We start from the raw sequence: 22,355 nt of genomic DNA on the forward strand, positions 1-22,355 counted from the left end.
TTTATCCCAGCCCACTCCCCCTTCCGCTGTGTTGTTTGGTTGGGGGGGTTGGTTTTTTTTTATACCCCCCCGCGGCGGCGGCGGCCGGGTGCGCCGCACCACCCCCCCCCCCGCGCCCGGAGGCTCCGGCCCGACAGCGTGTGCCGGAGTGCGCCGGCCGGCAGCTTCCGGCACACCGGTGGGGCCATTCGGCGGTAGCAGCTGCGACGTGCGACGATGTGCGGCATGTCGCAGCAGCCCCCCGATCGGAGTACGGCTTCGCCGCCCGCGCGCCCCGACGCGTCCATGTCGCTGCTGACCAATGTGATGGACCACAGCCTGGACGACGGCTACGCCGAGGCGTCGGCCCGTCGCAAGGCCGACGGCCGAGCCGGTATGCCCCGCACCCTCAAGGCGAAGGTGGGCTTCGCCGCCTGCCTGGTGCTGGCGGCTCTCGTGGTCACGCTCGGTGCCGCGCAGGCACGGGTGTCGGCGCCGGTCCTCGCCAAGGAACGCGAGGAACTGATCGACCGCATCGACGCGGAGACCGCCGCGGCCGACACCCTCGAGACGCAGGTGGAGAAGGTCCGAGACGACGTCGGCAGGCGCCAGCGCAAGGCCCTGGAGAAACACGGCGGGGACCAGACGGAGCTGGTGGCACTGCTCTCCGGTGCGACGGCCGTGCACGGGCCCGGCGTGAAGCTAGTCGTCGACGATGCGAAGGACACCGACCAGGGCGGTGGCGGACCGCGTGAGACCAGCGGCTTCTCCGACACGGGCCGGGTCAGGGACCGGGACATGCAACGGGTCGTCAACGGCCTCTGGCAGTCCGGAGCCGAAGCGATCGCCATCAACGGACAGCGGCTCACCGCCCTGTCGGCGATCCGCGCGGCCGGCGACGCCATACTGGTCGACAACAAACCGCTGGTGCCGCCGTACTCGGTGCTCGCGGTGGGGGACGGGAAGAAGCTCGCAGCGGCCTTCCAGGACAGTGCCGACGGCCAGTACCTGCAAGCGCTGAAGGACACCTTCGACATCAGGACCAGCATCTCCGTACAGGAGAAGGTGAACCTCCCGGCCGCCCCGAGCCTGATCGTACGGACAGCAGAGCCTTATAAGGCCGCAGACACCGGCAGTGGTGCGGCAGACACAGGGAAGGGCACATCGTGATCGCCGTACTGGGCCTCGTCGTGGGAGTCGTGGTCGGACTGTTGGTCCGCCCCGAAGTGCCGGCGGTGGTCGAGCCCTACCTCCCGATCGCCGTCGTGGCCGCCCTCGACGCCGTCTTCGGAGGCCTGCGGGCCATGCTCGACGGAATCTTCGTCGACAAGGTCTTCGTGGTCTCGTTCCTCTCGAACGTGGTCGTGGCCGCCCTGATCGTCTTCCTGGGTGACAAACTGGGCGTCGGGGCCCAGCTCTCCACCGGTGTGGTGGTCGTCCTCGGTATCCGCATCTTCTCCAACGCCGCCGCGATCCGCCGGCACGTCTTCCGGGCCTGATGCCGATGAACCACGACGACGACATCACGGACGGCCCGGAACAGCCCGGCGCGCAGTCGACGCAAGCTCCGCAGGACCTCACCGGACGCCAGCGGCTGGTCGCGGGGATCTGGCCGCCGCGCGTCACCCGCGCCCAACTCATCGTCGCGGTGCTGCTGTTCGTCCTGGGACTGGGACTTGCCATTCAGGTACGGTCCAACAGTGACAACAGCGCACTGCGCGGCGCCCGCCAGGAGGACCTGGTCCGCATCCTCGACGAGGTGGACGACCGTTCCCAGCGCCTGGAGGACGAGAAGCAGCGCCTGGAGGACCAGCGCACGGAGCTGGAGAACAGCTCCGACCAGGCCGAGGAGGCCCGCAAGCAGACCGTCGAGAAGGAGCGCCAACTCGGCATCCTCGCGGGCACCGTGGCCGCGCACGGCCCCGGGATCACCCTCACGGTCAACGACCCGGGTGACGCGGTGGAAGCGGACAAACTGCTGGACGCCCTTCAGGAGCTCCGGGCGGCCGGAGCCGAGGCGATCGAGGTCAACGGCGTGCGGGTGGTGGCCAATACCTACTTCTCCGGCGACGGGGGCGCCATCAAGGTCGACGGGCGGAAGATCTCGGCCCCGTACGTCTTCAAGGTCATCGGCAAGCCGCAGGACCTGGAGCCGGCACTGAACATCCCCGGCGGTGTGGTGCAGACGCTGGAGAAGGAGCAGGCCACCGTGCACGTGTCGCAGGCCGACGACATTGTCGTTGACGCCTTGCGACCGGCGGAGCGGCCTGACTACGCTCGGTCGTCGGGCCAGTGAAACCGGGACGCGTGGGCGTCGGGGGACACAGTCGGAAGGTTGCGGGGGGTCGCCGCATCGTATTCGTGGCGCGTGGTGGAAACTGTCGAGTGGATACGGACGTTGTGAAGATGTCCGGGTCGGCAGGTGTGTTCATTCAGGGTTCGTCCTGCCCCACGGGCGGGTCTGTTTCGGTCAAGGGGAATCGCCCGTGAAGTTGTTTGGGAAGTTGTTCGGCAAGAGCGCACGCGATGAGGCTGCCCGTCATCGCGCACCGCGCCATGGTCAGGCCGATGAGCAGGGCTCCGATCGCCCGCTCTTCCGCGACCAGGTGGCAGGTTCGGGGGGTGACAATTCGGGCGCGTCGTCTGTTGACCCTGCCGGTCCCGGCCGCATAGGTTTCGGAGAACCGTCGACCTCAAGTACGGGTGGAGGGTTCGCCCCGGGGCAGGAGGGTTCGTCCATGCCGGTCTGTACGAGGTGCGGCCACAGCAATGCCGAGGCCAGCCGTTTCTGCTCCAACTGCGGCGCACCGCTGAGGGGCGGGGTCCCCGAGCGGGCCTCGGAGACGACGTCGACCATCTCCATCTCCGGTCTTGAGGCCTACGAGGCCGAGGCGACCGGTCAGACGTCCGTGCCGTCGCTCTCCCCCGAGGCGCAGGCCGCGGTGGACGCCCTGCCGCTCGGCTCGGCGCTCCTGGTGGTGCGGCGAGGTCCGAATTCGGGCAGCCGCTTCCTGCTGGACGGCGAGCTGACCACGGCCGGCCGCCACCCCCAGAGCGACATCTTCCTCGACGACGTGACGGTGTCGCGCCGTCACGTGGAGTTCCGCCGCAACGCCGACGGCAGCTTCACGGTCGGGGACGTCGGCAGCCTCAACGGCACGTACGTCAATCGTGAGCGCATCGACTCCGTCCCGCTGTCCAACGGCGACGAAGTGCAGATCGGCAAGTACAGGCTGGTCTTCTACGCAAGCCAGCGGGCCGTCTGACCCGCTCCCCGGCTCCGTCGGGGGGACCCCCAGGAAGGTCCATGCTGAGAACACCGACGGGCGGTGCCGGAAACGGCACCGCCACCGCCGACGACCGACCGATGAGCATCGGCACGGTGCTCCTGCAGCTGCGGGACGAGTTTCCCGAAGTCACCATCTCCAAGATCCGTTTCCTGGAGGCGGAGGGACTCGTCGAACCGCAGCGGACGCCCTCCGGCTACCGAAAGTTCCGCCCCGACGACGTCGAGCGGCTCGCTCAGGTGCTGCGGATGCAGCGGGATCACTATCTGCCGCTGAAGGTCATCCGCGAGCACCTGGACGCCCTCGCCCGCGGCGAGCAGGCATCGCTGCCGTCCCCGGACGGCGAGCGGGACCCCGTCGAAGGCGGCCTGCCCGGCGCGCCGGGCAGGGCCACGGCGGCCCGCATCGGCCGGGCCGAGCTCCTCGCCGCCGCAGAGGTCACCGAGGGTGACCTCGACGCGTGGGAGTCCTACGGTCTGGTCGTGCCCACGGCCGACGGCGGATACGACGCCGAGACGGTCGCCATCGCCAGGCTTGTGGCGGATCTGGGGCGGTTCGGTCTGGAACCGCGGCATCTGCGCGCCGTGCGAGCAGCCGCGGACCGAGAGGCCGGACTGATCGAACAGGTGGTCGCGCCCCTGCGCCGACACCGGAATCCGCAGACCAGAGCCCATGCCGAGGCCACTGCGAAGGAGCTCGCGGAACTCTCTGTACGGCTGCACTCGGCCCTCGTACAGACCGCGCTCCGGATCAGGCTCCACTGATCCCGGTGGAGCCCGACTACCCAAACCTGCCGAGCACGTCCTAGGGTTGCTGTGTGAACGAGCTCGACGTTGTGGGTGTCCGGGTGGAAATGCCCTCCAACCAACCGATCGTGCTCCTGCGTGAAGTGGGAGGCGACCGGTACCTCCCTATTTGGATCGGTCCTGGTGAGGCGACCGCGATCGCCTTCGCTCAGCAGGGCATGGCTCCGGCCAGGCCGCTGACCCATGACCTCTTCAAGGATGTGCTCGAGGCCGTCGGCCAGGAGCTCACCGAGGTCCGGATCACGGACCTTCGCGAAGGGGTCTTCTACGCGGAGCTGGTCTTCGCGAGCGGAGTCGAGGTGAGCGCGCGGCCGTCCGACGCCATAGCGCTCGCCCTGCGCACCGGAACGCCGATCTACGGCAGTGACGGGGTGCTCGACGACGCGGGGATCGCGATCCCCGACGAGCAGGAGGACGAGGTGGAGAAGTTCCGCGAATTCCTCGATCAGATCTCGCCGGAGGACTTCGGTACGAACAGTCAGTGACGTCCCAAGGGGGCGCGGTCAGCGCATCCGGCAAGCCTTTCCCCGTCGAGGGTCACGGGAAACCACCCTCAGGGTGATTATCACTCGGCGTGCCGAGTGTGGCGATCGTTGACGCACCCCGGGTGACTGCCTACCTTCGAGTGGGCAGGTCAAGGACGGAGGTCGGCGTGAGAAGCAGCGGCGACGGTGCGGCAGTGGGTGGGCCGTATCCGCACCAGGGGAGTACAGCCGACCACACCATCAGGCAGCCGGCTGCGCCGGCTGCGGTGGCGGGGGACGGCGTGGCATCGGCCAAGGACATCGGCTACCGCGGGCCGACGGCGTGCGCGGCGGCGGGTATCACCTATCGGCAGCTCGACTACTGGGCGCGCACGGGTCTGGTCGAACCGAGCGTCCGTCCGGCCTACGGATCGGGCACACAGCGGCTCTACAGCTTCCGGGACGTCGTCCTGCTGAAGATCGTGAAGCGGTTCCTCGACACCGGGGTGGCGCTCCAGAACATCCGCACCACGGTCCAGCACCTGCGGGCCCGCGGATTCCAGGACCTCGAACGCATGACGCTGATGAGTGACGGGGCGACCGTCTACGAGTGCTCCTCGCCCGCCGAGGTCGTGGATCTGCTCCAGGGGGGCCAGGGCGTCTTCGGAATCGCTGTGGGCGTGGTCTGGCGGGACGTGGACGCCGCGCTGTCACAACTGCACGGGGAGCGGGTCGACACCGGTGAGACGCTGATCGGGAACAACCCGGCGGACGAGCTCGCCCGTCGGCGCAACCGGGCCGGCTGACCGCCGGCTCCCGGGGAATCGCCGGGTCGCCGGGCGGCTGACGTCCGGCGATTGTCAGTGCCGTAGGGCAGCATCTGTTGGTGTGAGATCCGCCCCGACCATCCTGCATCTGGACATGGACGCCTTCTACGCCTCTGCGGAGCAGGCGGCGAAGCCGAGTCTGCGTGGCAAGCCGGTCGTGGTGGGCGGGCTCGGGCCCCGCGGTGTCGTCGCCACCGCCTCGTACGAGGCCCGGCGTTTCGGGGTCCACTCGGCCATGCCGATGGCGCAGGCCCGACGGCTGGCGCCGAACGCCGCCTATCTGGTGCCGCGCTTCGCCCTCTACCGGGCCGTGAGCGACCAGGTCATGGAGTTGCTGGGCCGGCTGTCGCCGCTCGTGGAGCCGCTGAGCCTGGACGAGGCCTTCGTCGACCTGGAGGCGGGCGGCACGGCGGACGACACGGCCTCGGCGGTCACCATCGGTGAGCAGCTGCGCGAGGCGATCGAGGCCGTCACCGGACTCAGCGGCTCCGTCGGCCTCGCGGGCTCCAAGATGCTGGCCAAGATCGCCTCCGAAGAGGCGAAGCCCAACGGACTCCTGCTGATAGAACCGGGCACCGAACGCGATCTGCTCGCACCCATGCCGGTCCGGACGCTGCCCGGCGTCGGGCCCGCCACCGCGGACCACCTGCGCCGCGCCGGGATGACCACCGTGAACGATCTGGCCGAGGCGGGCGAGGCCGAGCTCGTACGGCTGCTGGGCAGGGCGCACGGCGTCTCACTGCACCGGATGGCGTCCGGCCATGACGACCGCCCCGTCGTCGCCGAACGCGACGCGAAGTCGGTCTCGGTCGAGGACACCTTCGACACGGACCTGCACGACCGTGTCCGGGTCAGGGGCGAGGTGGAGCGGCTTGCCGACCGGTGCGTGCAGCGGCTGCGGGCCGCCGGACGCTCGGGCCGGACGGTGGTGCTGAAGGTGCGGCGTTACGACTTCTCGACCCTGACCCGGTCCGAGACGCTGCGCGGCCCCACCGACGATCCCACGGTGGTCAGGGAGGCCGCTGCGCGGCTCCTGGAGTCCGTGGACACCACCGGGGGAGTACGGCTGCTGGGCGTGGGCGTCACAGGCCTCGCGGACTTCACCCAGGAGGATCTGTTCGCGCAGGCGGCCGATGAGCGGATCGCGGCCGAGCTCGCCGCCGAACTCGCGGCCGGGGGCGCCGAGCCGGGAGCCGACGCCGGTGCGGCGGAGGAACGGCCCGAGCACGAGGAGCCGGAACAGGAGAGCGCCGAGCAGCTCGCCGCCCGGCGCTGGCCGGCCGGGCACGACGTACGGCACGGGACCTACGGCCACGGCTGGGTGCAGGGCAGTGGGGTCGGCCGGGTCACGGTGCGCTTCGAGGAGCCGGAATCGGCGCCCGGCCGGGTGCGGACGTTCCGTATCGATGATCCGGAACTCCAGCCGGCCGATCCGCTGCCGCTCGTGCGGGACCCGGCCGACTACTCGTCCTGGCCGGCCAGTCTGCCGAAGTCCCGGTCCGGGCCGATCTCCTCGGGCGGGGAGTCCAGACCGTAGTGCCGGTAGAGCTGGAGCTCCTGTTCCGGCGAGAGGTGCCGGCCTACCCCGAAGTCGGGCGCGTCCTTGATGAGTGAACGCTCGAAGGGGACGCGCAGCGCGTCCTCGACGAATTCGCTGGGTTCCAGCGGGACGAAGGCGTCCCGGCTGAACAACCCGGTGCGTACGGCGGCCCACTCCGGCACGCCGGTCGCGTCGTCGAGGTACACCTCGTCCACGGTTCCGATCTTGGTGCCCTCGCGGTCGAACACCTTGCGGCCGATCAGGCTGCGCGGATCGATGTCGGTCTGCACGGTCCCTCCCACGGGTCGCGACTACTCCACAGGAACCACAGAAGTGCAGATCCGTGGCGTTGGCCACTCGAGAATTGCGCCGGGCACCCCGCTGGTAGGCTGGGAGCGGCTGCTTACCCCGTGCGGGAGAGTCCTCCGGATCAGCTCCGGAGGCGCCGAAGGAGCAAATCCTCCCCGGAATCTCTCAGGCCCCCGTACCGCACGGACTAGGTCACTCTGGAAAGCAGGGTGGGTTCCGCACGGCCCTGTGCCGAGGCGGGTCCTTTCCTCACCGACGGTGAAAGCCGGTGCCCGCAGCGGGTGCCGGTGAAGCTCTCAGGTTGAGATGACAGAGGGGGAGGCCGTTCGGGCACCCCGCGCCGTGGTGCCCCTCGCAGGTCGTGACAGACCAGGAGGCCTCCACCATGACCCCCCGTCGCACTTCGCTCTCCCAGCTGGAGCAGGGAATCCCCTTCGAGCAGCGTCATATCGGTCCCGACGCCGCGGCGCAGGCGAAGATGCTCGCCCAGGTCGGTTACGGCTCGCTCGACGAGCTCACATCGGCCGCCGTGCCCGATGTCATCCGCAGCGCGGAGGCGCTCGAGCTGCCGACGGCCCGTACCGAGGCCGAGGTACTGGCCGAACTGCGCGCGCTGGCCGACCGCAACCAGGTGCTGGCCCCGATGATCGGCCTCGGCTACTACGGCACGTTCACCCCGCCGGTGATCCTGCGCAACGTCATGGAGAACCCCGCCTGGTACACGGCCTACACGCCGTACCAGCCGGAGATCTCCCAGGGCCGCCTCGAAGCCCTCCTGAACTTCCAGACGATGGTCGCCGACCTGACCGGGCTGCCCACCTCCGGTGCCTCACTGCTCGACGAGGGCACCGCCGCCGCCGAGGCCATGGCCCTGGCGCGGCGCGTCGGCAAGGTCAAGAACGGCGTCTTCCTGGTCGACGCGGACACCCTGCCGCAGACCGTCGCCGTCATAGAGACCCGCGCCGAACCGACCGGTGTCGAGGTCGTCGTCGCCGACCTGACCGACGGCATCCCGGCGGAGATCGCCGAGCGTGGCGTCTTCGGAGTCCTGCTGCAGTACCCCGGCGCCTCCGGTGCCGTACGCGACATCAAGCCCGTCATCGACCGGGCCCACGAGCTCGGCGCGATCGTCACCGTCGCCGCCGACCTCCTCGCGCTCACCCTGCTCACCTCGCCCGGTGAGCTCGGCGCGGACATCGCCGTCGGCACCACCCAGCGCTTCGGCGTGCCGATGGGCTTCGGCGGCCCGCACGCCGGTTTCATGGCGGTCCGGGAGAAGTTCGCGCGCAGCCTGCCCGGCCGCCTCGTGGGCGTCTCCGTGGACGCGGACGGCAACAAGGCCTACCGGCTGGCCCTCCAGACCCGCGAGCAGCACATCCGCCGTGAGAAGGCCACCAGCAACATCTGTACCGCGCAGGTGCTCCTCGCCGTGATGGCCGGCATGTACGCCGTCTACCACGGCCCGGAGGGGCTGCGGACGATCGCCCGGCGCACCCACCGCTACGCCGCGATCCTGGCCGAGGGCCTGCGCTCCAGCGGTGTGGACGTGGTGACCGGCTCCTACTTCGACACGCTCACCGTCCGGGTCCCCGGCAAGGCCGTCCAGGTCGTCGCGGACGCCCGCGAGCGCGGTGTGAACCTGCGGCTCGTCGACGGTGATCTGGTCTCGCTCGCCTGCGACGAGACCACCACCCGCACCGAGGTCGCGGCCGTCTGGGCCGCCTTCGGCGCCAACGGCGACATCGATGCGCTGGACACCACGGCCGCCGAGGCGCTGCCCGAGCAGCTGCTGCGCACCGACGCCGTGCTGACCCACCCGGTCTTCCACCAGCACCGCTCCGAGACCGCGATGCTGCGCTACCTGCGCAAGCTCGCCGACCGCGACTACGCGCTGGACCGCGGCATGATCCCGCTCGGCTCCTGCACCATGAAGCTGAACGCGACCGCCGAGATGGAGTCGATCACCTGGCCCGAGTTCGGCGCGCTGCACCCCTTCGCACCGGCCGAGCAGGCGCAGGGTTTCCTGACGCTCATCCGTGAGCTGGAGGAGCGCCTGGCCGAGGTCACCGGCTACGACGCGGTCTCCATCCAGCCGAACGCCGGCTCGCAGGGCGAGTTCGCGGGGCTGCTGGCCGTCCGGGCGTACCACCGTGCCAACGGTGACGAGGAGCGGACCGTCTGCCTGATCCCGTCCTCCGCGCACGGCACCAACGCGGCGAGTGCCGTGATGGCCGGCATGAAGGTCGTCGTGGTGAAGACCGCCGACGACGGCGAGGTCGACATCCAGGACCTCCGCGCCAAGATCGCGCAGCACCGCGACCAGCTCGCCGTGCTCATGATCACCTACCCGTCGACGCACGGTGTCTTCGAGGAGCACGTCGCCGACATCTGCGCCGAGGTGCACGACGCGGGCGGTCAGGTGTACGTGGACGGCGCCAACCTCAACGCGCTGGTCGGCCTCGCCAAGCCGGGTCACTTCGGTGGCGACGTCTCCCACCTGAACCTGCACAAGACCTTCTGCATCCCGCACGGCGGCGGTGGCCCCGGCGTCGGCCCGGTCGGCGTGCGCGCGCACCTGGCGCCGTACCTGCCGAACCACCCGCTGCAGCCCGCCGCCGGCCCGGAGACCGGGGTCGGCCCGATCTCGGCCGCTCCGTGGGGCTCGGCCGGCATCCTGCCGATCTCCTGGGCGTACGTACGCCTGATGGGCGGGGAAGGTCTGAAGCGCGCGACGCAGGTCGCCGTGCTCGCGGCGAACTACATCGCCAAGCGGCTGGAGCCGCACTACCCGATCCTGTACAACGGCCCGGCCGGACTCGTCGCGCACGAGTGCATCGTGGACCTTCGGCCCATCTCCAAGGCGACCGGCGTCAGCATCGACGACGTGGCGAAGCGGCTCATCGACTACGGCTTCCACTCGCCGACCATGTCGTTCCCGGTCGCGGGCACGCTCATGATCGAGCCGACCGAGAGCGAGGACCTGGCGGAGCTGGACCGTTTCTGCGACACGATGATCGCCATCCGGGCCGAGATCGAGAAGGTGGCCTCGGGCGAGTGGAGCGCGGACGACAACCCGCTGGGGAACGCCCCGCACACTGCGGCCGCGCTGGGCGGCGAGTGGGCGCACGCCTACAGCCGCGAGGTGGCGGTCTTCCCGGCCGGGGTCTCGGCCGCCGACAAGTACTGGCCGCCGGTGCGCCGGATCGACGGTGCGTTCGGTGACCGCAACCTCGTCTGCTCCTGCCCGCCGCTGGACGCGTACGACAACTGACGGCATCGGCGCCCGGCACGACACGGGCGTCGCGGTGTGACGCGGAACTGCGTCGGGGCCGGTGCGGAGATCTCTCCGGGCCGGCCCCTTTCCGTACTGCCGCGGTCAGGCGGCTTTCACCACCCGGCCCGTTCCCAGCGGCCGGTGCGGCGCGATGATCTGCCCGTCCGGGAGCAGCTCACCGGTGTCCTCGAAGAGCAGGACGCCGTTGCACAGCAGGCTCCAGCCCTGTTCCGGATGGTGCGCCACCAGACGGGCCGCCTCCCTGTCGGCTGAGTCGGCGGTCGGGCAGGGTGGCTGGTGCTGGCACATGGCTGGGTTCTTTCGCTGCGTTGAGTTGATTGTCCTGCGGCTTGGAAAGTTGTTCATGGCCGCCCCCCGTATCGATCGGTCCGGTCCCAGTGTTGCCCCACGGGCGTCAATCCGCAGGGATTTCGCGGCAGCGCTTCTTCTCCTCTCATGACGCATCACCCGGCCGGACGGTTCAACGCAACTGCCCTGTCACTTCGGGTGGTTCGGGGTGGCCGGATGGGGCTAGTCCGGATGGGTGCGCAGGCGCCCCCGCGTACTGTGCCCCGCCACCGGAACGGGTGGCGGGGCACAGTGAAGTGTGGGGGGCGGCCGGAGGTCAGGCCGGGGAGCCGAGCAGGGGGCCGGGGCCGGGTGTGATGCGGGTGGTGATCACAGGGAGCAGATCGGCTACCCGGTGCGGCCGGTGTGCCGCGATGCCCGGTGGGGCGGGGGCCAACGGAACCAGCAGGTCGGCCGGGGCCGGAGACCCGAAGGACGCGTCGGCCCCGGTGTCCTCGTGCAGCCACAGCGCCAGCATGTAGAGCTCGGGAATGGACAGCAGCCTCGGCTGGTAGTGCGTGCTCGCCGCCTCCGCCTGGCGCAGGGCCAGCTCGGTCGAGGCGATGTACGGGCCCTCGAAGAAGTGCGAGAAGGTCCAGCCGTCGGGGGTGAGCATGGTGTCCGCCGCCGCGATCGCACGCTCGGCGCTGCGGATCTGAAAGCGCCAGGCGGCGAGCCGGGTGGTGGATGTGAGCCCGTCCGGTCCGGTGCGGTCCAGTACATGAACGGGGAGCGGGTGTTCGGGGCTCAGAGGTCCCTGGACGGACCGCAGAGCGGGGGTACGGGCCTCGCGGACCGCGGTGGGTGAGCCGAGCGCCGCGAGAACGCTTCTCAGCGCGGGCGCGGGAGCCGGAGGAACATGCAGCGGCATAGTGGGTCGCCTCTCACTTCGGAGACACGGTGGAGCGTGGGCGGGTGCAGACGGCGTTGTCGGCGTGCGGGGCCAGAGGAGGCCGGTGACTGAGCCGGTGCGTCAACTCTCTGCCACGTCCGCGGAGTTTATACGACACGTGTTCACGCGGTGATTCCACTAGCTGCCGCCACTATTGCCGGCAAGACGGTATCCGGACTTAATTATGCGGAGATTATGCTGATTCGGTGCGAGCGGCGCAGCTGCCGCCTCGGGTTTTTCCCGTGACGCGGTAGGCTGAAACGCATCGGTGCTTTCCCGACACACCGACGGCGGAAACCGTGACTGCATCATGCCGAGTGAATGTGCCACCGGGCTGAGGCCCTCAGATTAGCGGGTGCTCACCGTCCGCGGGGCGTTACGGATCACTCCGTCTGGGCATTATCGATCGTGACGCGAGCGGCCTGGGCCGCGGGCTGCCCACTCGAGGAGGGACACTTCGATGGGGGAGAAGGTCGTTGGGGGCGCCTTTGACCTGTCTGACCGGCAGAGGTACCGCCGCAAGCTCCACCAGTGCCTGGAGGGACTGGGGAGGCTGCTGGCGGAGCGCCGGTTCGACCGGCCGCGCAACCTCATGGGCATGGAGATCGAGCTCAATCTGGCCGGCTCCGACGGTATGCCGAAGATGTTGAACGGACAGGTTCTCGAGCGCATCGCGAGCCGGGATTTCCAGACGGAACTGGGGATGTTCAATCTGGAAGTCAACATTGTTCCCCATCATCTCTCAGGCCGCGTTCTCGATCAGCTGGCCGAGGAGCTGCGAACCGGTCTCGGATATGCCGACCGGAAGGCCGGTGAGGTCGATGCCGGGATCATGATGATCGGAATACTGCCTACGGTCGGCAGTGGGGACATGGTCCGTGCGAACATCTCGGACGTGGACCGCTACGCCCTGCTGAACGACCAAATGGTGGCGGCGCGCGGCGAGGATTTCTCCCTTGATATCGAAGGCGTGGAGCGATTGGTCTGCACCTCCGGGTCGATCACGCCGGAAGCCGCCTGTACCTCCGTCCAGCTGCATCTTCAGGTGACCCCGGACCGCTTCGCCGACGTGTGGAACGCCGCTCAGGCCGTCGCAGCCGTCCAGGTGGCCCTGGGCGCCAATTCGCCGTTCCTGTTCGGCCGGGAACTGTGGCGGGAGTCGCGTCCGCCGCTCTTCCAGCAGGCCACCGACACCAGGCCGCCGGAACTGCAGAACCAGGGGGTGCGCCCGCGGACCTGGTTCGGGGAGCGGTGGATCGGTTCGGCGTACGAACTCTTCGAGGAGAACGTGCGCTACTTCCCGCCGCTGCTGCCCATCTGCGACGACGAGGACCCGCTGCGGATCCTCGACGAGGGCGGGGTGCCCGGGCTCGCGGAACTCAACCTCCACAACGGCACGGTCTACCGGTGGAACCGGCCGGTGTACGGGCTGTCGGCCGGAGTGCCCCACCTCCGGGTGGAGAACCGGGTGCTGCCCGCAGGGCCGACCGTCGCCGATGTCATCGCCAACACCGCGCTCTACTACGGGCTGGTGCGGGCGCTCGCCGAGGAGTCCCGCCCGGTGTGGACCAGGATGCCGTTCTCGGCCGCAGCCGAGAACTTCGACACCGCCTGCCGTCTGGGAATCGACGCCGAGCTGCTCTGGCCCCGGCCCGGCCGCTCCGGCGGACTGACCCGGGTACCGGCAGCCAAGCTGGTACGGGACGAACTGCTGCCCCTGGCGGCCTCGGGCCTCGACGGGTGGAACATCGCGCCCGCGGACCGCGACCACTACCTCGGAATCATCGAGGAGCGTTGCAAGCGGCGGACGAACGGTGCGTCCTGGCAGGTGGACACCTACCACCGGGCGCGGGAGGCCGGACTGGGCAGGGACGCCGCGCTCGCGGCGATGACCCGCCGGTACGGCGAGCTGATGCAGGACGGTGAGCCCGTGCACAGCTGGCCGGTGGGCATCCCGGAAGTGTGAGCCGCCGGACCGGACCCGGGGCCACGCCCACGCCGGAATCGGCCCGCGCCGCCCCTACTGCCCGGCGGCGCGGCCGTTCTGTCCTGCGGTCATGACGGCCTGCAGGATGACGGCCTGGATCTCGGCCGGGTCACTCACCTGGTAACCACCGCCACCGGTCACCTTTGCTATCGAGTTCACCTCTTCGCGGTCGGCCTCGGGGCCGACCGCGATGGCGAGCAGCGGAACCGGGCGCTCCGGGTCGGCGATCCGCTTGAGCTCCGCGATCAGGGCGCTGCGTGAGATGGACCGGTCGTCCTGGTTCGATCCGTCGGTGAGGATCACCACCGCGTTGAACTTGCCCTTCACATACGTGCGCTGCGCCTCCTTGTAGGCGGCCAGCGTGGTGTCGTAGAGGCCGGTGGCACCGTCCGGCACGGGCTGCAGGGCCGAGAACGCCGCCGCGAGCTTCTCGCGGTGGGTGCCGCCGCCCTTCGCCTCCGCACCGAGCCGGCTGGTCGCCACCAGCCGGCGGTAGTCCTTGTCGCCGTCGAGCCGGGTGGCGAACTCCCACAGCCCGATCTCGTCGTTCGGGGTGAACTGGTTGAGGGCCTGGATCAGCGATGCCTTGGTGACGTCCATCCGGGACTGGTTACGGCCCGGCACGATCGTTGCCATCGAACCGGAGGCGTCGACGACCGTGGTGAGACGTGCGCTCTGCACGGTGATCGTCCACATGCCGAGCGTCTCCTGGAGCGTCTCGTCGGAGGGTGCGACGGCCGGCGAAGTGGCGTACGGCTGGGGTGACCTGCCGCCCGCCGAGGCGACCAGCTTCGCTGCCGCGGTGCCGTCGGTGGTGCGGAATCCGTGCTCCCGCAACGTGCGCTGGGAGCCGTCCTCGGACAGCAGCGTCATGAAGCGCAGCGCCGCCCGGCTCTCGCCGGTGCTCAGACGGTCCTCGTTGACCAGTGCGAACGGGTAGTCCAGCAGGGGTGTGCCGTCCTTGGGGTAGAAGAGGTTCAGCTTCCCCGCTCCCGACGACTCGGCGTTATGCGCGAAGGCGGCCTGCTCGGAGAGCAGCACCGCCTGGTTGCGGGCGGGATTGCCCTCCTCGGCGCCGGAGCCGTCCCCGGCGAGCGTGCCCAGTACCTGTGTGTCGCCGTCGGACATCCGCTGGGCGAGGAGTTTGGCGGTGGCGGCGACTCTGGTGTCGCTGTCCCCGCCCTGCTTCTCGGAGGACGCGCCGATGCTGGTGAGTGCCAGCAGCCCGGTGGCGCTGCGCGCCGGGTCGGCGGAGCCCAGGCGGACCTTGTCGGATTCCATCGCAGCGGCCGTCAACTCCGCCCAGGAGTACTTCTTCTTCGGCCAGCCGAGGCTCTTGGCGGCGGAGGGCACCATGGCCAGGGCGACGGGTGAGGAGGCCACCGAATCGCCCGGTGTGATCGGAACGGCGTCGCCCGTCCCCTTCGCGCGGCTCAGCCAGAGATCGGAATCCGGCAGCCACATCTGGTAGTCCGGTGTGCTCGTACCGCCCGCGAGCGCGTCGGCGACCTTGTACGAGTCGCGGGCTGTCACCTTCACGTCGAAGCAGTGGCCGTCGGATCTCAAATCGTCCTCGCGTGCCTTGTCGGCGACGGCGCGAACGGAGGGGGCTATGTCGGGGGAGGCCACCATGGCCAGGTGCACGGCGGAGTCCTCGCAGGACTTCGAGAACGACAGCAAGCCGCCCTGGGCCGCTACCGCGGTTCCCGCCACCACGGCGAGAACGAGCGTCGTGGCGATGGCCACGGTTCGACGGCGGTTCGACGGACGGTCCCCGCTTACGTCCGTCGGGTAGTCGTCGGGCAAGCTGTGACGTCCCATGTCGGTGGTGCCCCTCCTTGAGGATGAACAAGGAAAAGGGGGACCACACCATCGGCAATGGTGCTCGTCCCCCGGCCTGTCGCGCATGATCTTCGTACCTGCATTCGAGACCCTAGCGGGGCGGGGAGCGGCATGGGACGTGAATGCACAACTCAAGGCAGGTGTACAGGTGGAGGCGGGGCGCGTGGCTGATTCTTATCCTCAGGAGGCCGTATCGCGACGGATCTTGCGGTCCGAAACGGTGTTGGTGCTGGCTCTCTCGCTGGGGGCCAGCGGGGTTTCCGCCCTGATCAGTTTTGTCGGATCACTGACGAAACCGGGGGGTTTGAAGGATCAGGCGGCGACACTCAACAGCTCGTACGCGCCGGGACGTCCCTGGCTGGATCTCGCCTGGCAGCTCTTCGGAATCGCGACCGCGCTGGTACCCGTGGCGCTGGTGGCCCATCTGCTGATCAGGGAGGGGGCCGGCCTGCGGGTGATCGGTTTCGACCGGACCCGGCCCGGGCGGGACCTGGGGCGCGGTGTACTGGTGGCGGCGGGCATCGGCAGTGCCGGGCTGGCCTTCTACCTGGTGGCGCGGGCCGCCGGATTCAACCTCACGGTCGTGCCCGAGTCGCTGCCCGGGGTGTGGTGGAAATTCCCCGTCCTGATCCTTTCGGCGATCCAGAACTCCGTACTGGAGGAAGTGATCGTCGTCGGGTACCTGCTGCGCCGGCTGGGGCAGCTGGGGTGGACGCCGATGGCGGCCCTGGTCGCCAGTTCGGTGCTGCGCGGCTCGTACCACCTGTACCAGGGGATCGGCGGGTTCATCGGCAACATGGTCATGGGGATCGTGTTCGTACTGCTGTACCGCCGCTGGCAGCGGGTGGGCCCGCTGGTCGCCGCGCACGCCCTGCTCGACATCGGGGCGTTCGTCGGATACGCGCTGCTGGCCGGGAAGGTGGGCTGGCTGCCGACCCCGTGAACGGGCGGGGCCGGGTCGCGGAAGGGGGTGTGCGGATGATCCGCACACCCCCTTCGTGCGTTCGGGCCCGGGTGCTCAGAGGGCGACGAGGAGTTCCCCGTCCAGGACCGTCACCGCGCTGCCGGTCAGCAGGGTGCGCTCCCCGAGCAGTGTGGTGCGTACGAGCCCGGAACGGGCGGAGGCCTGCAGACCGGTGAGCTGGTCCCGGCCGAGCCGCGCCGACCAGAAGGGTGCGAGAGCGGTGTGGGCGCTGCCCGTCACGGGGTCCTCGTCGATGCCCACGGCCGGGAAGAAGCCGCGCGAGACGAAGTCGTAGCCGCCGCCGGGGCCGTCGGCCGCGGCCGTGGCGATGACGCCGCGCCGCGAACGTGCCCGCAGGGCCGCGAAGTCCGGGGTGAGCCCTCGGACGCTCGCCTCGTCGGCCAGTTCCACGAGCAGGTCACCGATCTGTGGGCCCGTGTCGTGCACCGACACCGGCTCGGCGCCCAGCGCGGCCGCCAGGCCCTCCGGCGCGGCCTCCGGCGTCAGCCGGGCGGTGGGGAAGTCCAGCGTGAGCGAGCCGTCCGGATGCGCGGTCGACGTGAGGATCCCGCACCGCGCGGCGAAGCGGACGGTGCCGCTCGCGGTCCCGGTGGTGCGCAGGACGTGGGCGGTGGCGAGCGTGGCGTGGCCGCACATGTCGACCTCGGTGACCGGGGTGAACCAGCGCAGCGCCCAGTCAGCACTGCCGCCAGGGGGCAGCGGGTGCGCGAAAGCGGTCTCGGAGAGGTTCAGCTCCGTCGCGATCTGCTGGAGCCGGGTGTCGTCGGGGAAACCCTCGCGGTCGAGGAGCAGGACGCCTGCGGGGTTGCCGGTGAAGGGGCGGTCGGTGAACGCGTCGACGATTCGAATCCTCATGGACCGGACCGTAGGTGCGCCGCGGAGCCGCGGTCCAAGGCCAATTCCGCATCGGCGGACCGCGAAGCTGACCTGTCTCGACGAAGGTCCCGTGAATCGCAGCGAAGGTGAACGGGCGCCCGTTGGCCTCACCGAAGGTCGAGCACCTGCTCGGCCTTCTGAGCTGGGGGTGCGGCGGACGCGCTGTCACATGCGTACGGCGATGAGGCGTCAGCAGCGTCCGAGCCGGACTTTCACGGCGACGGAGAGCGACGCAGAATCCCGCTGGGCGCGAGTTGGCGGGTTCCGTTCGAGGCGGTCGAACCTGTCCGCCCCTTCCGTTTGCCTGCTTCGTGCGTCCTGGAGGCGCTCCCGGCGACAGCCGTGCAGCAGGCGCTCTGGTGGGACGGACGGCAGGGATCGGCGCTGGTGCGCACGCAAGTGCTACCGGCTGTCCCGAGGCCGGCCCGAGACACCATCCGCTTCGCGAGCAGCACTTCCTGAGTGAGATCGCTGGTCAGGCCGGGGGATCGTGGTTGTGCTGTCAGGGCAAGGCAGAGCCGTTCGCCTTGCTTCCGGGGGTGTTCGTTTCCGCGCGCCGCTCCTCTATCCTCAGGGAGGTCATCAACTACCGCATGAGATCTGCCCGGTGATGGAGTCGGCGTGGGGTGCGCGTCCCCGCTCCACGCCACCGACTGGACGGCTTCAGGCGCAGCCACGGGGCGGCACATCCGGACGCCGGCGACCCCGTCGGCGCGTCCCGCTGGGCGGCGAAAGGGATGCGCCGTGCCTTCGGCTTCGGCGAACTACCGCATGTTGCTGCGCACTTCGGGTGCCGCGGCCTTCTTCCTTCCCGCCGCTGTCGGGCGTCTGGGCATCGCCATGACGGGCATCGGCATCGTCTGGCTGGTACACGCGCGCACCGGCTCGTACGCCGCCGCTGGTCTCGTCACGGGCGGGTTCGCTGTTGCGGACGCTGTCGCCGGGCCCCAGATCGGGCGCCTCGTCGACCGGTTCGGGCAGGCACGGGTGCTTCCCTGCGCGCTGGTCGCACATGCCGGGGCCGTGGCGCTGCTGCTCGCCGGCGCCGTTCCGGACCTCGTCGCCGGAGTGCTCGTCGGTGCAACGCTGCCCCAACTCGGCGCCCTGTCCGCCGCTCGCTGGTCCGCCCTGCTGTCCGGCGAACGGGCGGCCGCGCTGCCCACCGCCTTCGCCCTGGAGGCCCTCGCCAACGGCGGGTCCTACATGGCCGGCCCGGCACTGGTGAGCGTCCTCGGCGCGGCGGGCCACCCGGGCGCCGGTGTGCTGCTCGCCGCCGCACTCGTCGTCGCCGGCGGGCTCGCCCTCGCCGCCCAGCGCCGCACCATGCCGCCCCTCACCGGCTCCGCCGAACGCCGGCACGCCGGGCGTGCCCTGCTCCGCTCCGCATTCCTGCGGCAGGTCGCGCTCGGTCTCACGCTCGGGGTGTTCTTCGGCGCGATGCAGGTGTCCGTCGCCGCATACGCCGTCGGACGCGGTACGCCGGACGCGGCAGCCCTGCTCTACTTCGCCTCCAACTGCACCAATCTGGTGGGTGGCTGGGCCTACGGAGCGTGGCGTCACGGCGGCTCACCCCGGCGGCACCAAGCCGCAGCCGCCGCCGGCCTCGCTGTCGCGTGCCTCCCGCTGACCTTCCTCGACGCGCCCATCGCGGTCGGCGCCACCCTCGCCCTGACCGGACTCGCTGTCCCGGTCTTCCTGATCCTCACTTCCGTCCTCACCGAGTCGTCGGTCCCGCGCGCCGTCCTCACCCAGGCCTTCACCTGGGGCAACTCCGCAAGCGCGGCAGGAATAGCGGGCGCTGCCGCGGTCGCGGGGCGGGTGGTGGACGCGGGCGGTGCGCACGGCGGTTTCGGCGTGGCGGCGGGGGCCGCGGTGGTGATGACGATTCTGGCGCTCGGCGGTCTACGGGACTCGTCACCGGGCGTGACCGAAGCTGTCGATCTCCGCTGAGACAGAACAGCGGTACGTCGAGCTTCGCCGGGACGAGACCGATCAGTGCAGCTTGCCCGAGATCGGCCCAACCTCCACTGAGACAGGTCAACCGTGACGTGAAGCCTCACGAAGGGGTTTGTCAAACGATCGGTTCCGATATATCGTTGACGCATCGCGACAGATCAACGATAAGGTCGCGAAAGATCAACTTGAGAAATCGAAGTGAGAAGGAGTGCGGTTATGCGACACGGACATGAGCATGGACACGGAAATGGACGCGGCCCGTTCGGACCCGGTGAGCGTGGCCGGGGTGACTTCGAGGGGCGCCGGGCGGCCTTCGGTCAGTTCGGTCCGCCGTTCGGCGGCGGTCCCTTCGGCGGAGGCCCCTTCGGTGGCGGACGCGGTCGGGGCGGCGGCCGGGGAAGGGCGCGCCGCGGTGACGTACGCGCCTCGATCCTGGCGCTGCTGAAGGACCGGCCGATGCACGGCTACGAGATGATCCAGGAGATCGGCGAGCGCAGTGGCGGGGCCTGGCGGCCCAGTCCCGGTTCGGTGTACCCGACCCTCCAGCTCCTGGAGGACGAGGGCCTGATCGTCAGTGCCAGTGAGGGCGGCAAGAAGCTGTTCACGCTGACGGACACCGGCCGTACCGAGGCGGAGTCGGGGCCCGACGCGCCTTGGGAGGAGGCCGGGCGAGGTGTCGACTGGGAGGGGATGAACGAGGTCCGGCAGGCCGGTTTCGGTCTGATGGAGGCGTTCGGGCAGGTCTGGAAGACCGGTTCGGCCGACCAGCGCGAGAAGGCGCTCTCGGTCATCAACGACGCCCGCAAGAAGCTCTACCTGATTCTCGCCGACGAGGACTGAGCCGGCCGGTGGGATGGTGGAGCGGTCGAACGTCGAGAGGCCCCGCGGCAGTCCCGCGGGGCCTTTTCGCTGCCCGGCGCGGGCGTCCGGACCGTCGCGTCAGGCGACGATCAGCCCGTCCAGTCTGCGCAGTGACTCGATGAGGGCCGCGGTGGCCGAATCCTTGAGCTTGCCGGCCATCAGTGAGACCGCCGCCCCCGTGAACTCGCCGTCGATCCGGACCGTGGTGGCGTCCCCGTCCGGTGTCAGCGCGTAGCGCATCTTCAGGTTGACACCCATCGGGCCCTTCCCGGTGGTCGTCAGCAGGCGGCCGTCCTCCAGCTCGGAGACCGTCCAGGTCACCTCGGCCGGGAACCCCATGAGTTTCATGTTCTCCTCGTAGGTGCCCGCGAGTTCCAGCGCGGCCGGACCGCCCTTGGGGAAGCTGGTGTGGGTGGCGTTCCACTCCCCGTACGTGCTGAAGTCGGTCAGCTGGGCCCAGACCTTCCCCGCCGGTGCCTCGATGCGCGCCTCTGCACTGACTTCGGCCATGCGACCACCCCTTCTCGACGGGTTCCGGTGTCGCGGAACGTAGCCGCAGTGGCCCGAACATTCAATACTGATGAAGTGTCAGGTCCGTGTTCTCTGTTCCGGCCCGCCAGATCCGCGCCGCGTCGAACCGGTCGCAGGCGCGCGGGTGCGGTCCGTCGTCGTGGCAGTGGAAGGCCGCCCAGAAGAGGTCGGCGAGCAGTGCGTCGCGTGGCGCGTGGACCCGGTAGACGTAATCGCGCCCGTCGAGCGCGGGCAGGGCGACCAGCCAGCTCACCTCCGGCACCCCTCCCGCCGCCCGTACAACACCGCTCCCTGCAGTGGGACGTATACGGAGAGGCTTCCGGTTGCTCCGGGAGCGCATGGCAAGGCGGCGCGCGCCGATTGCCGGGATCGGGTCCCGGAACGGCTCGATCTCATCCGTAAGGAGGAGGAGTCGCGCTTCTGTGCCCAACTCGGGTGGGATGCGTCAATGGGCCTCTCCGGGGACGTTCCGGCCCGTCCGGGCTGATGAGGTGGGATGGTGCAGAACCGGACGCCGCGGATTCCTCAGCAACCCGCACCGAACCACCGTGCCGAGACCGATGCCGGGCTCACCGCGGCGCTCGCCGCCGTGGTGACGGGTGCGCGCCGGCGGGCCCTGCGCGACGGCGACCAGCAGATCGACACGGCTCATCTGCTGCACTCCCTGATCGAATCGGATCCCGAGGTCCGTACCGCCTTCGACGGCGGACCGCAGCTGGCCAGGGTGCTCGGCTACCTCGTCCAGCGCAGTATCGGCTACGGGCTCCGCTGGCAGGGCGCGGTCGAGGACTCCGGGGCGATCGCGGTCGTGTCGGACGCGCCGGACGCGGGCGTGGAGGGCTGGTCGCCCTCCGCGGCCTCCGCGATGGAGGACGCGCACAGGCGCGCGGCACTCCGTGGCCAGGAGCGGGCCGGCGGCCTCGATCTGCTCGCCGCGCTGGCCGCGGACCGGCACTGCCGGGCCGTCGAAGTACTGGAGCGGGCAGGTGTCGACGCGGCGCTGCTCGCGGACCGGATCGTCGAGGACTCCGGCCGGGAGTGACCGCCGTGCTCGGTCCCGCGGCTGTGCCGGAGCGGCGGGGGCCGGCCGGAGCGGGGGCGCCGACGCGTTCCGCGGGGATGTCGCGCGGGGCGTCGAGCCCCGGCGCGGACGATCTGGCGGATCCCTACGCCGTGGACGCCGTGGACGCCGTGGACGCGGTGCACGAGTTCCCGTTCACCGCTCCTGGCTTCTCTCCGTCCCTCTCGGGCCGCGAGGGGGGCGCGCCCTACCGTGCGGCCTGGGGAGCCGGCCCCCTTCGCGTCTTCGCGATCAGAGACGTCTTCGTGCACGGGACCACCGATCCGGACGGCGTCGTCGCCGAGCACGTCGTCGTGGTGGAGCCGGCCGGGGGAGCGTGGGCCCCGATTCCGGGGCTGCTGATCATCGATGTAGGGGACGGCCTGATCGCGCGGGTGCGCGACCACACGGACGGGCTCGCGGTGGCGCGTGCGGGTGCGTCGGGCGCCGGAACGCACGGCGGGTAAGGGGTGCGCTGCCGGTCCCGCGACCGCACGCGGCCGGGGCGCGTGTGTCAGGGGCGGGAGTGAC

The 22,355-nt window shown here is 70.2% G+C and carries 22 protein-coding genes and 1 riboswitch; of the genes, 15 read left to right on the plus strand and 7 right to left on the minus strand.

The annotated features are described in order from the left end of the window. The first annotated feature begins 225 nt into the window (after window positions 1-225). The 8 genes from ACFVJX_RS32170 to ACFVJX_RS32205 all read left to right on the plus strand — a co-directional run bounded on the left by ACFVJX_RS32170 (window position 226) and on the right by ACFVJX_RS32205 (window position 6,900). Window positions 226-1,149 (plus strand): DUF881 domain-containing protein, encoded by a 924-nt coding sequence (locus ACFVJX_RS32170; protein ID WP_384134749.1) that lies wholly within the window; start codon window positions 226-228, stop codon window positions 1,147-1,149. Then, window positions 1,146-1,478, plus strand: coding sequence for a small basic family protein (locus ACFVJX_RS32175; protein ID WP_003970459.1), 333 nt, complete (start codon window positions 1,146-1,148; stop codon window positions 1,476-1,478). Before ACFVJX_RS32170 ends, ACFVJX_RS32175 begins: the two co-directional genes overlap by 4 nt. A gap of 5 nt (window positions 1,479-1,483) precedes the next feature. After that, the gene (locus ACFVJX_RS32180; protein WP_384134831.1) at window positions 1,484-2,275 is read left to right on the plus strand and encodes a DUF881 domain-containing protein; all 792 of its coding nucleotides are present in this window, start codon (window positions 1,484-1,486) and stop codon (window positions 2,273-2,275) included. 190 nt (window positions 2,276-2,465) lie between these two features. Next, a complete protein-coding gene (locus tag ACFVJX_RS32185; protein WP_384134752.1) occupies window positions 2,466-3,245 on the plus strand; it encodes an FHA domain-containing protein in 780 nt (259 codons plus the stop codon). A gap of 41 nt (window positions 3,246-3,286) precedes the next feature. Beyond that, the gene (locus ACFVJX_RS32190) at window positions 3,287-4,030 is read left to right on the plus strand and encodes a MerR family transcriptional regulator (RefSeq protein WP_384134755.1); all 744 of its coding nucleotides are present in this window, start codon (window positions 3,287-3,289) and stop codon (window positions 4,028-4,030) included. 53 nt (window positions 4,031-4,083) lie between these two features. Then, a complete protein-coding gene (locus ACFVJX_RS32195) occupies window positions 4,084-4,557 on the plus strand; it encodes a bifunctional nuclease family protein (protein WP_006123076.1) in 474 nt (157 codons plus the stop codon). A gap of 167 nt (window positions 4,558-4,724) precedes the next feature. Then, a complete protein-coding gene (locus ACFVJX_RS32200; RefSeq protein ID WP_384134757.1) occupies window positions 4,725-5,342 on the plus strand; it encodes a MerR family transcriptional regulator in 618 nt (205 codons plus the stop codon). 82 nt (window positions 5,343-5,424) lie between these two features. Beyond that, window positions 5,425-6,900 (plus strand): DNA polymerase IV, encoded by a 1,476-nt coding sequence (locus ACFVJX_RS32205; protein WP_384134760.1) that lies wholly within the window; start codon window positions 5,425-5,427, stop codon window positions 6,898-6,900. Here ACFVJX_RS32205 and ACFVJX_RS32210 read toward each other — a convergent pair. Then, window positions 6,825-7,193: a PRC-barrel domain-containing protein gene (locus ACFVJX_RS32210; protein ID WP_384134763.1), complete on the minus strand. Its 369-nt coding sequence runs from the start codon at window positions 7,191-7,193 to the stop codon at window positions 6,825-6,827. The genes ACFVJX_RS32205 and ACFVJX_RS32210 overlap by 76 nt on opposite strands. 113 nt (window positions 7,194-7,306) lie before the next feature. Beyond that, window positions 7,307-7,403, plus strand: a riboswitch (glycine riboswitch). A 194-nt stretch (window positions 7,404-7,597) separates the two neighbouring features. Between ACFVJX_RS32210 and gcvP the strand changes: the two genes are divergently transcribed. Next, window positions 7,598-10,483: an aminomethyl-transferring glycine dehydrogenase gene (gcvP, locus tag ACFVJX_RS32215; RefSeq protein WP_384134766.1), complete on the plus strand. Its 2,886-nt coding sequence runs from the start codon at window positions 7,598-7,600 to the stop codon at window positions 10,481-10,483. Window positions 10,484-10,588: 105 nt separating this feature from the next. On the opposite strand, the gene ACFVJX_RS32220 is transcribed toward gcvP, so the two are convergent. After that, window positions 10,589-10,795, minus strand: coding sequence for a DUF5999 family protein (locus ACFVJX_RS32220; protein ID WP_136326371.1), 207 nt, complete (start codon window positions 10,793-10,795; stop codon window positions 10,589-10,591). A gap of 316 nt (window positions 10,796-11,111) precedes the next feature. After that, on the minus strand, window positions 11,112-11,705 hold the full coding sequence (locus tag ACFVJX_RS32225) for a hypothetical protein (RefSeq protein WP_384134769.1): 594 nt from the start codon (window positions 11,703-11,705) through the stop codon (window positions 11,112-11,114). A 481-nt stretch (window positions 11,706-12,186) separates the two neighbouring features. On the opposite strand from ACFVJX_RS32225, the gene ACFVJX_RS32230 reads away from it, so the two are divergent. Further along, window positions 12,187-13,692 (plus strand): glutamate-cysteine ligase family protein, encoded by a 1,506-nt coding sequence (locus tag ACFVJX_RS32230; RefSeq protein ID WP_384134772.1) that lies wholly within the window; start codon window positions 12,187-12,189, stop codon window positions 13,690-13,692. A gap of 54 nt (window positions 13,693-13,746) precedes the next feature. Here the strand turns inward: ACFVJX_RS32230 and ACFVJX_RS32235 are convergent, their stop codons facing one another. Further along, window positions 13,747-15,534: a substrate-binding domain-containing protein gene (locus tag ACFVJX_RS32235; protein ID WP_384134775.1), complete on the minus strand. Its 1,788-nt coding sequence runs from the start codon at window positions 15,532-15,534 to the stop codon at window positions 13,747-13,749. 184 nt (window positions 15,535-15,718) lie between these two features. On the opposite strand from ACFVJX_RS32235, the gene ACFVJX_RS32240 reads away from it, so the two are divergent. Beyond that, window positions 15,719-16,498: a CPBP family intramembrane glutamic endopeptidase gene (locus ACFVJX_RS32240; protein ID WP_384134778.1), complete on the plus strand. Its 780-nt coding sequence runs from the start codon at window positions 15,719-15,721 to the stop codon at window positions 16,496-16,498. Between the two features lie 75 nt (window positions 16,499-16,573). On the opposite strand, the gene ACFVJX_RS32245 is transcribed toward ACFVJX_RS32240, so the two are convergent. Continuing rightward, a complete protein-coding gene (locus ACFVJX_RS32245; RefSeq protein ID WP_384134780.1) occupies window positions 16,574-17,395 on the minus strand; it encodes a PhzF family phenazine biosynthesis protein in 822 nt (273 codons plus the stop codon). A 765-nt stretch (window positions 17,396-18,160) separates the two neighbouring features. Here ACFVJX_RS32245 and ACFVJX_RS32250 point away from each other — a divergent pair. Together ACFVJX_RS32250 and ACFVJX_RS32255 are read left to right on the plus strand one after the other, a co-directional pair. Continuing rightward, window positions 18,161-19,366, plus strand: coding sequence for an MFS transporter (locus ACFVJX_RS32250; protein ID WP_384134783.1), 1,206 nt, complete (start codon window positions 18,161-18,163; stop codon window positions 19,364-19,366). Window positions 19,367-19,588: 222 nt separating this feature from the next. After that, on the plus strand, window positions 19,589-20,212 hold the full coding sequence (locus ACFVJX_RS32255) for a PadR family transcriptional regulator (RefSeq protein ID WP_384134786.1): 624 nt from the start codon (window positions 19,589-19,591) through the stop codon (window positions 20,210-20,212). A 99-nt stretch (window positions 20,213-20,311) separates the two neighbouring features. On the opposite strand, the gene ACFVJX_RS32260 is transcribed toward ACFVJX_RS32255, so the two are convergent. Together ACFVJX_RS32260 and ACFVJX_RS32265 are read right to left on the minus strand one after the other, a co-directional pair. Continuing rightward, window positions 20,312-20,743, minus strand: a complete 432-nt coding sequence (locus tag ACFVJX_RS32260; RefSeq protein WP_384134789.1) for an SRPBCC family protein — start codon at window positions 20,741-20,743, stop codon at window positions 20,312-20,314. 61 nt (window positions 20,744-20,804) lie between these two features. Further along, window positions 20,805-21,017, minus strand: coding sequence for a hypothetical protein (locus tag ACFVJX_RS32265; RefSeq protein ID WP_384134792.1), 213 nt, complete (start codon window positions 21,015-21,017; stop codon window positions 20,805-20,807). Between the two features lie 246 nt (window positions 21,018-21,263). Between ACFVJX_RS32265 and ACFVJX_RS32270 the strand changes: the two genes are divergently transcribed. Together ACFVJX_RS32270 and ACFVJX_RS32275 are read left to right on the plus strand one after the other, a co-directional pair. Then, complete coding sequence (locus ACFVJX_RS32270) at window positions 21,264-21,806, plus strand: Clp protease N-terminal domain-containing protein (RefSeq protein ID WP_384134834.1); 543 nt, start codon at window positions 21,264-21,266, stop codon at window positions 21,804-21,806. After that, complete coding sequence (locus tag ACFVJX_RS32275) at window positions 21,803-22,291, plus strand: nuclear transport factor 2 family protein (RefSeq protein WP_384134795.1); 489 nt, start codon at window positions 21,803-21,805, stop codon at window positions 22,289-22,291. Before ACFVJX_RS32270 ends, ACFVJX_RS32275 begins: the two co-directional genes overlap by 4 nt. Window positions 22,292-22,355: the final 64 nt, after the last annotated feature.

It is taken from the genome of Streptomyces sp. NPDC127177, assembly GCF_042672475.1.
Taxonomy (GTDB): Bacteria; Actinomycetota; Actinomycetes; order Streptomycetales; family Streptomycetaceae; genus Streptomyces.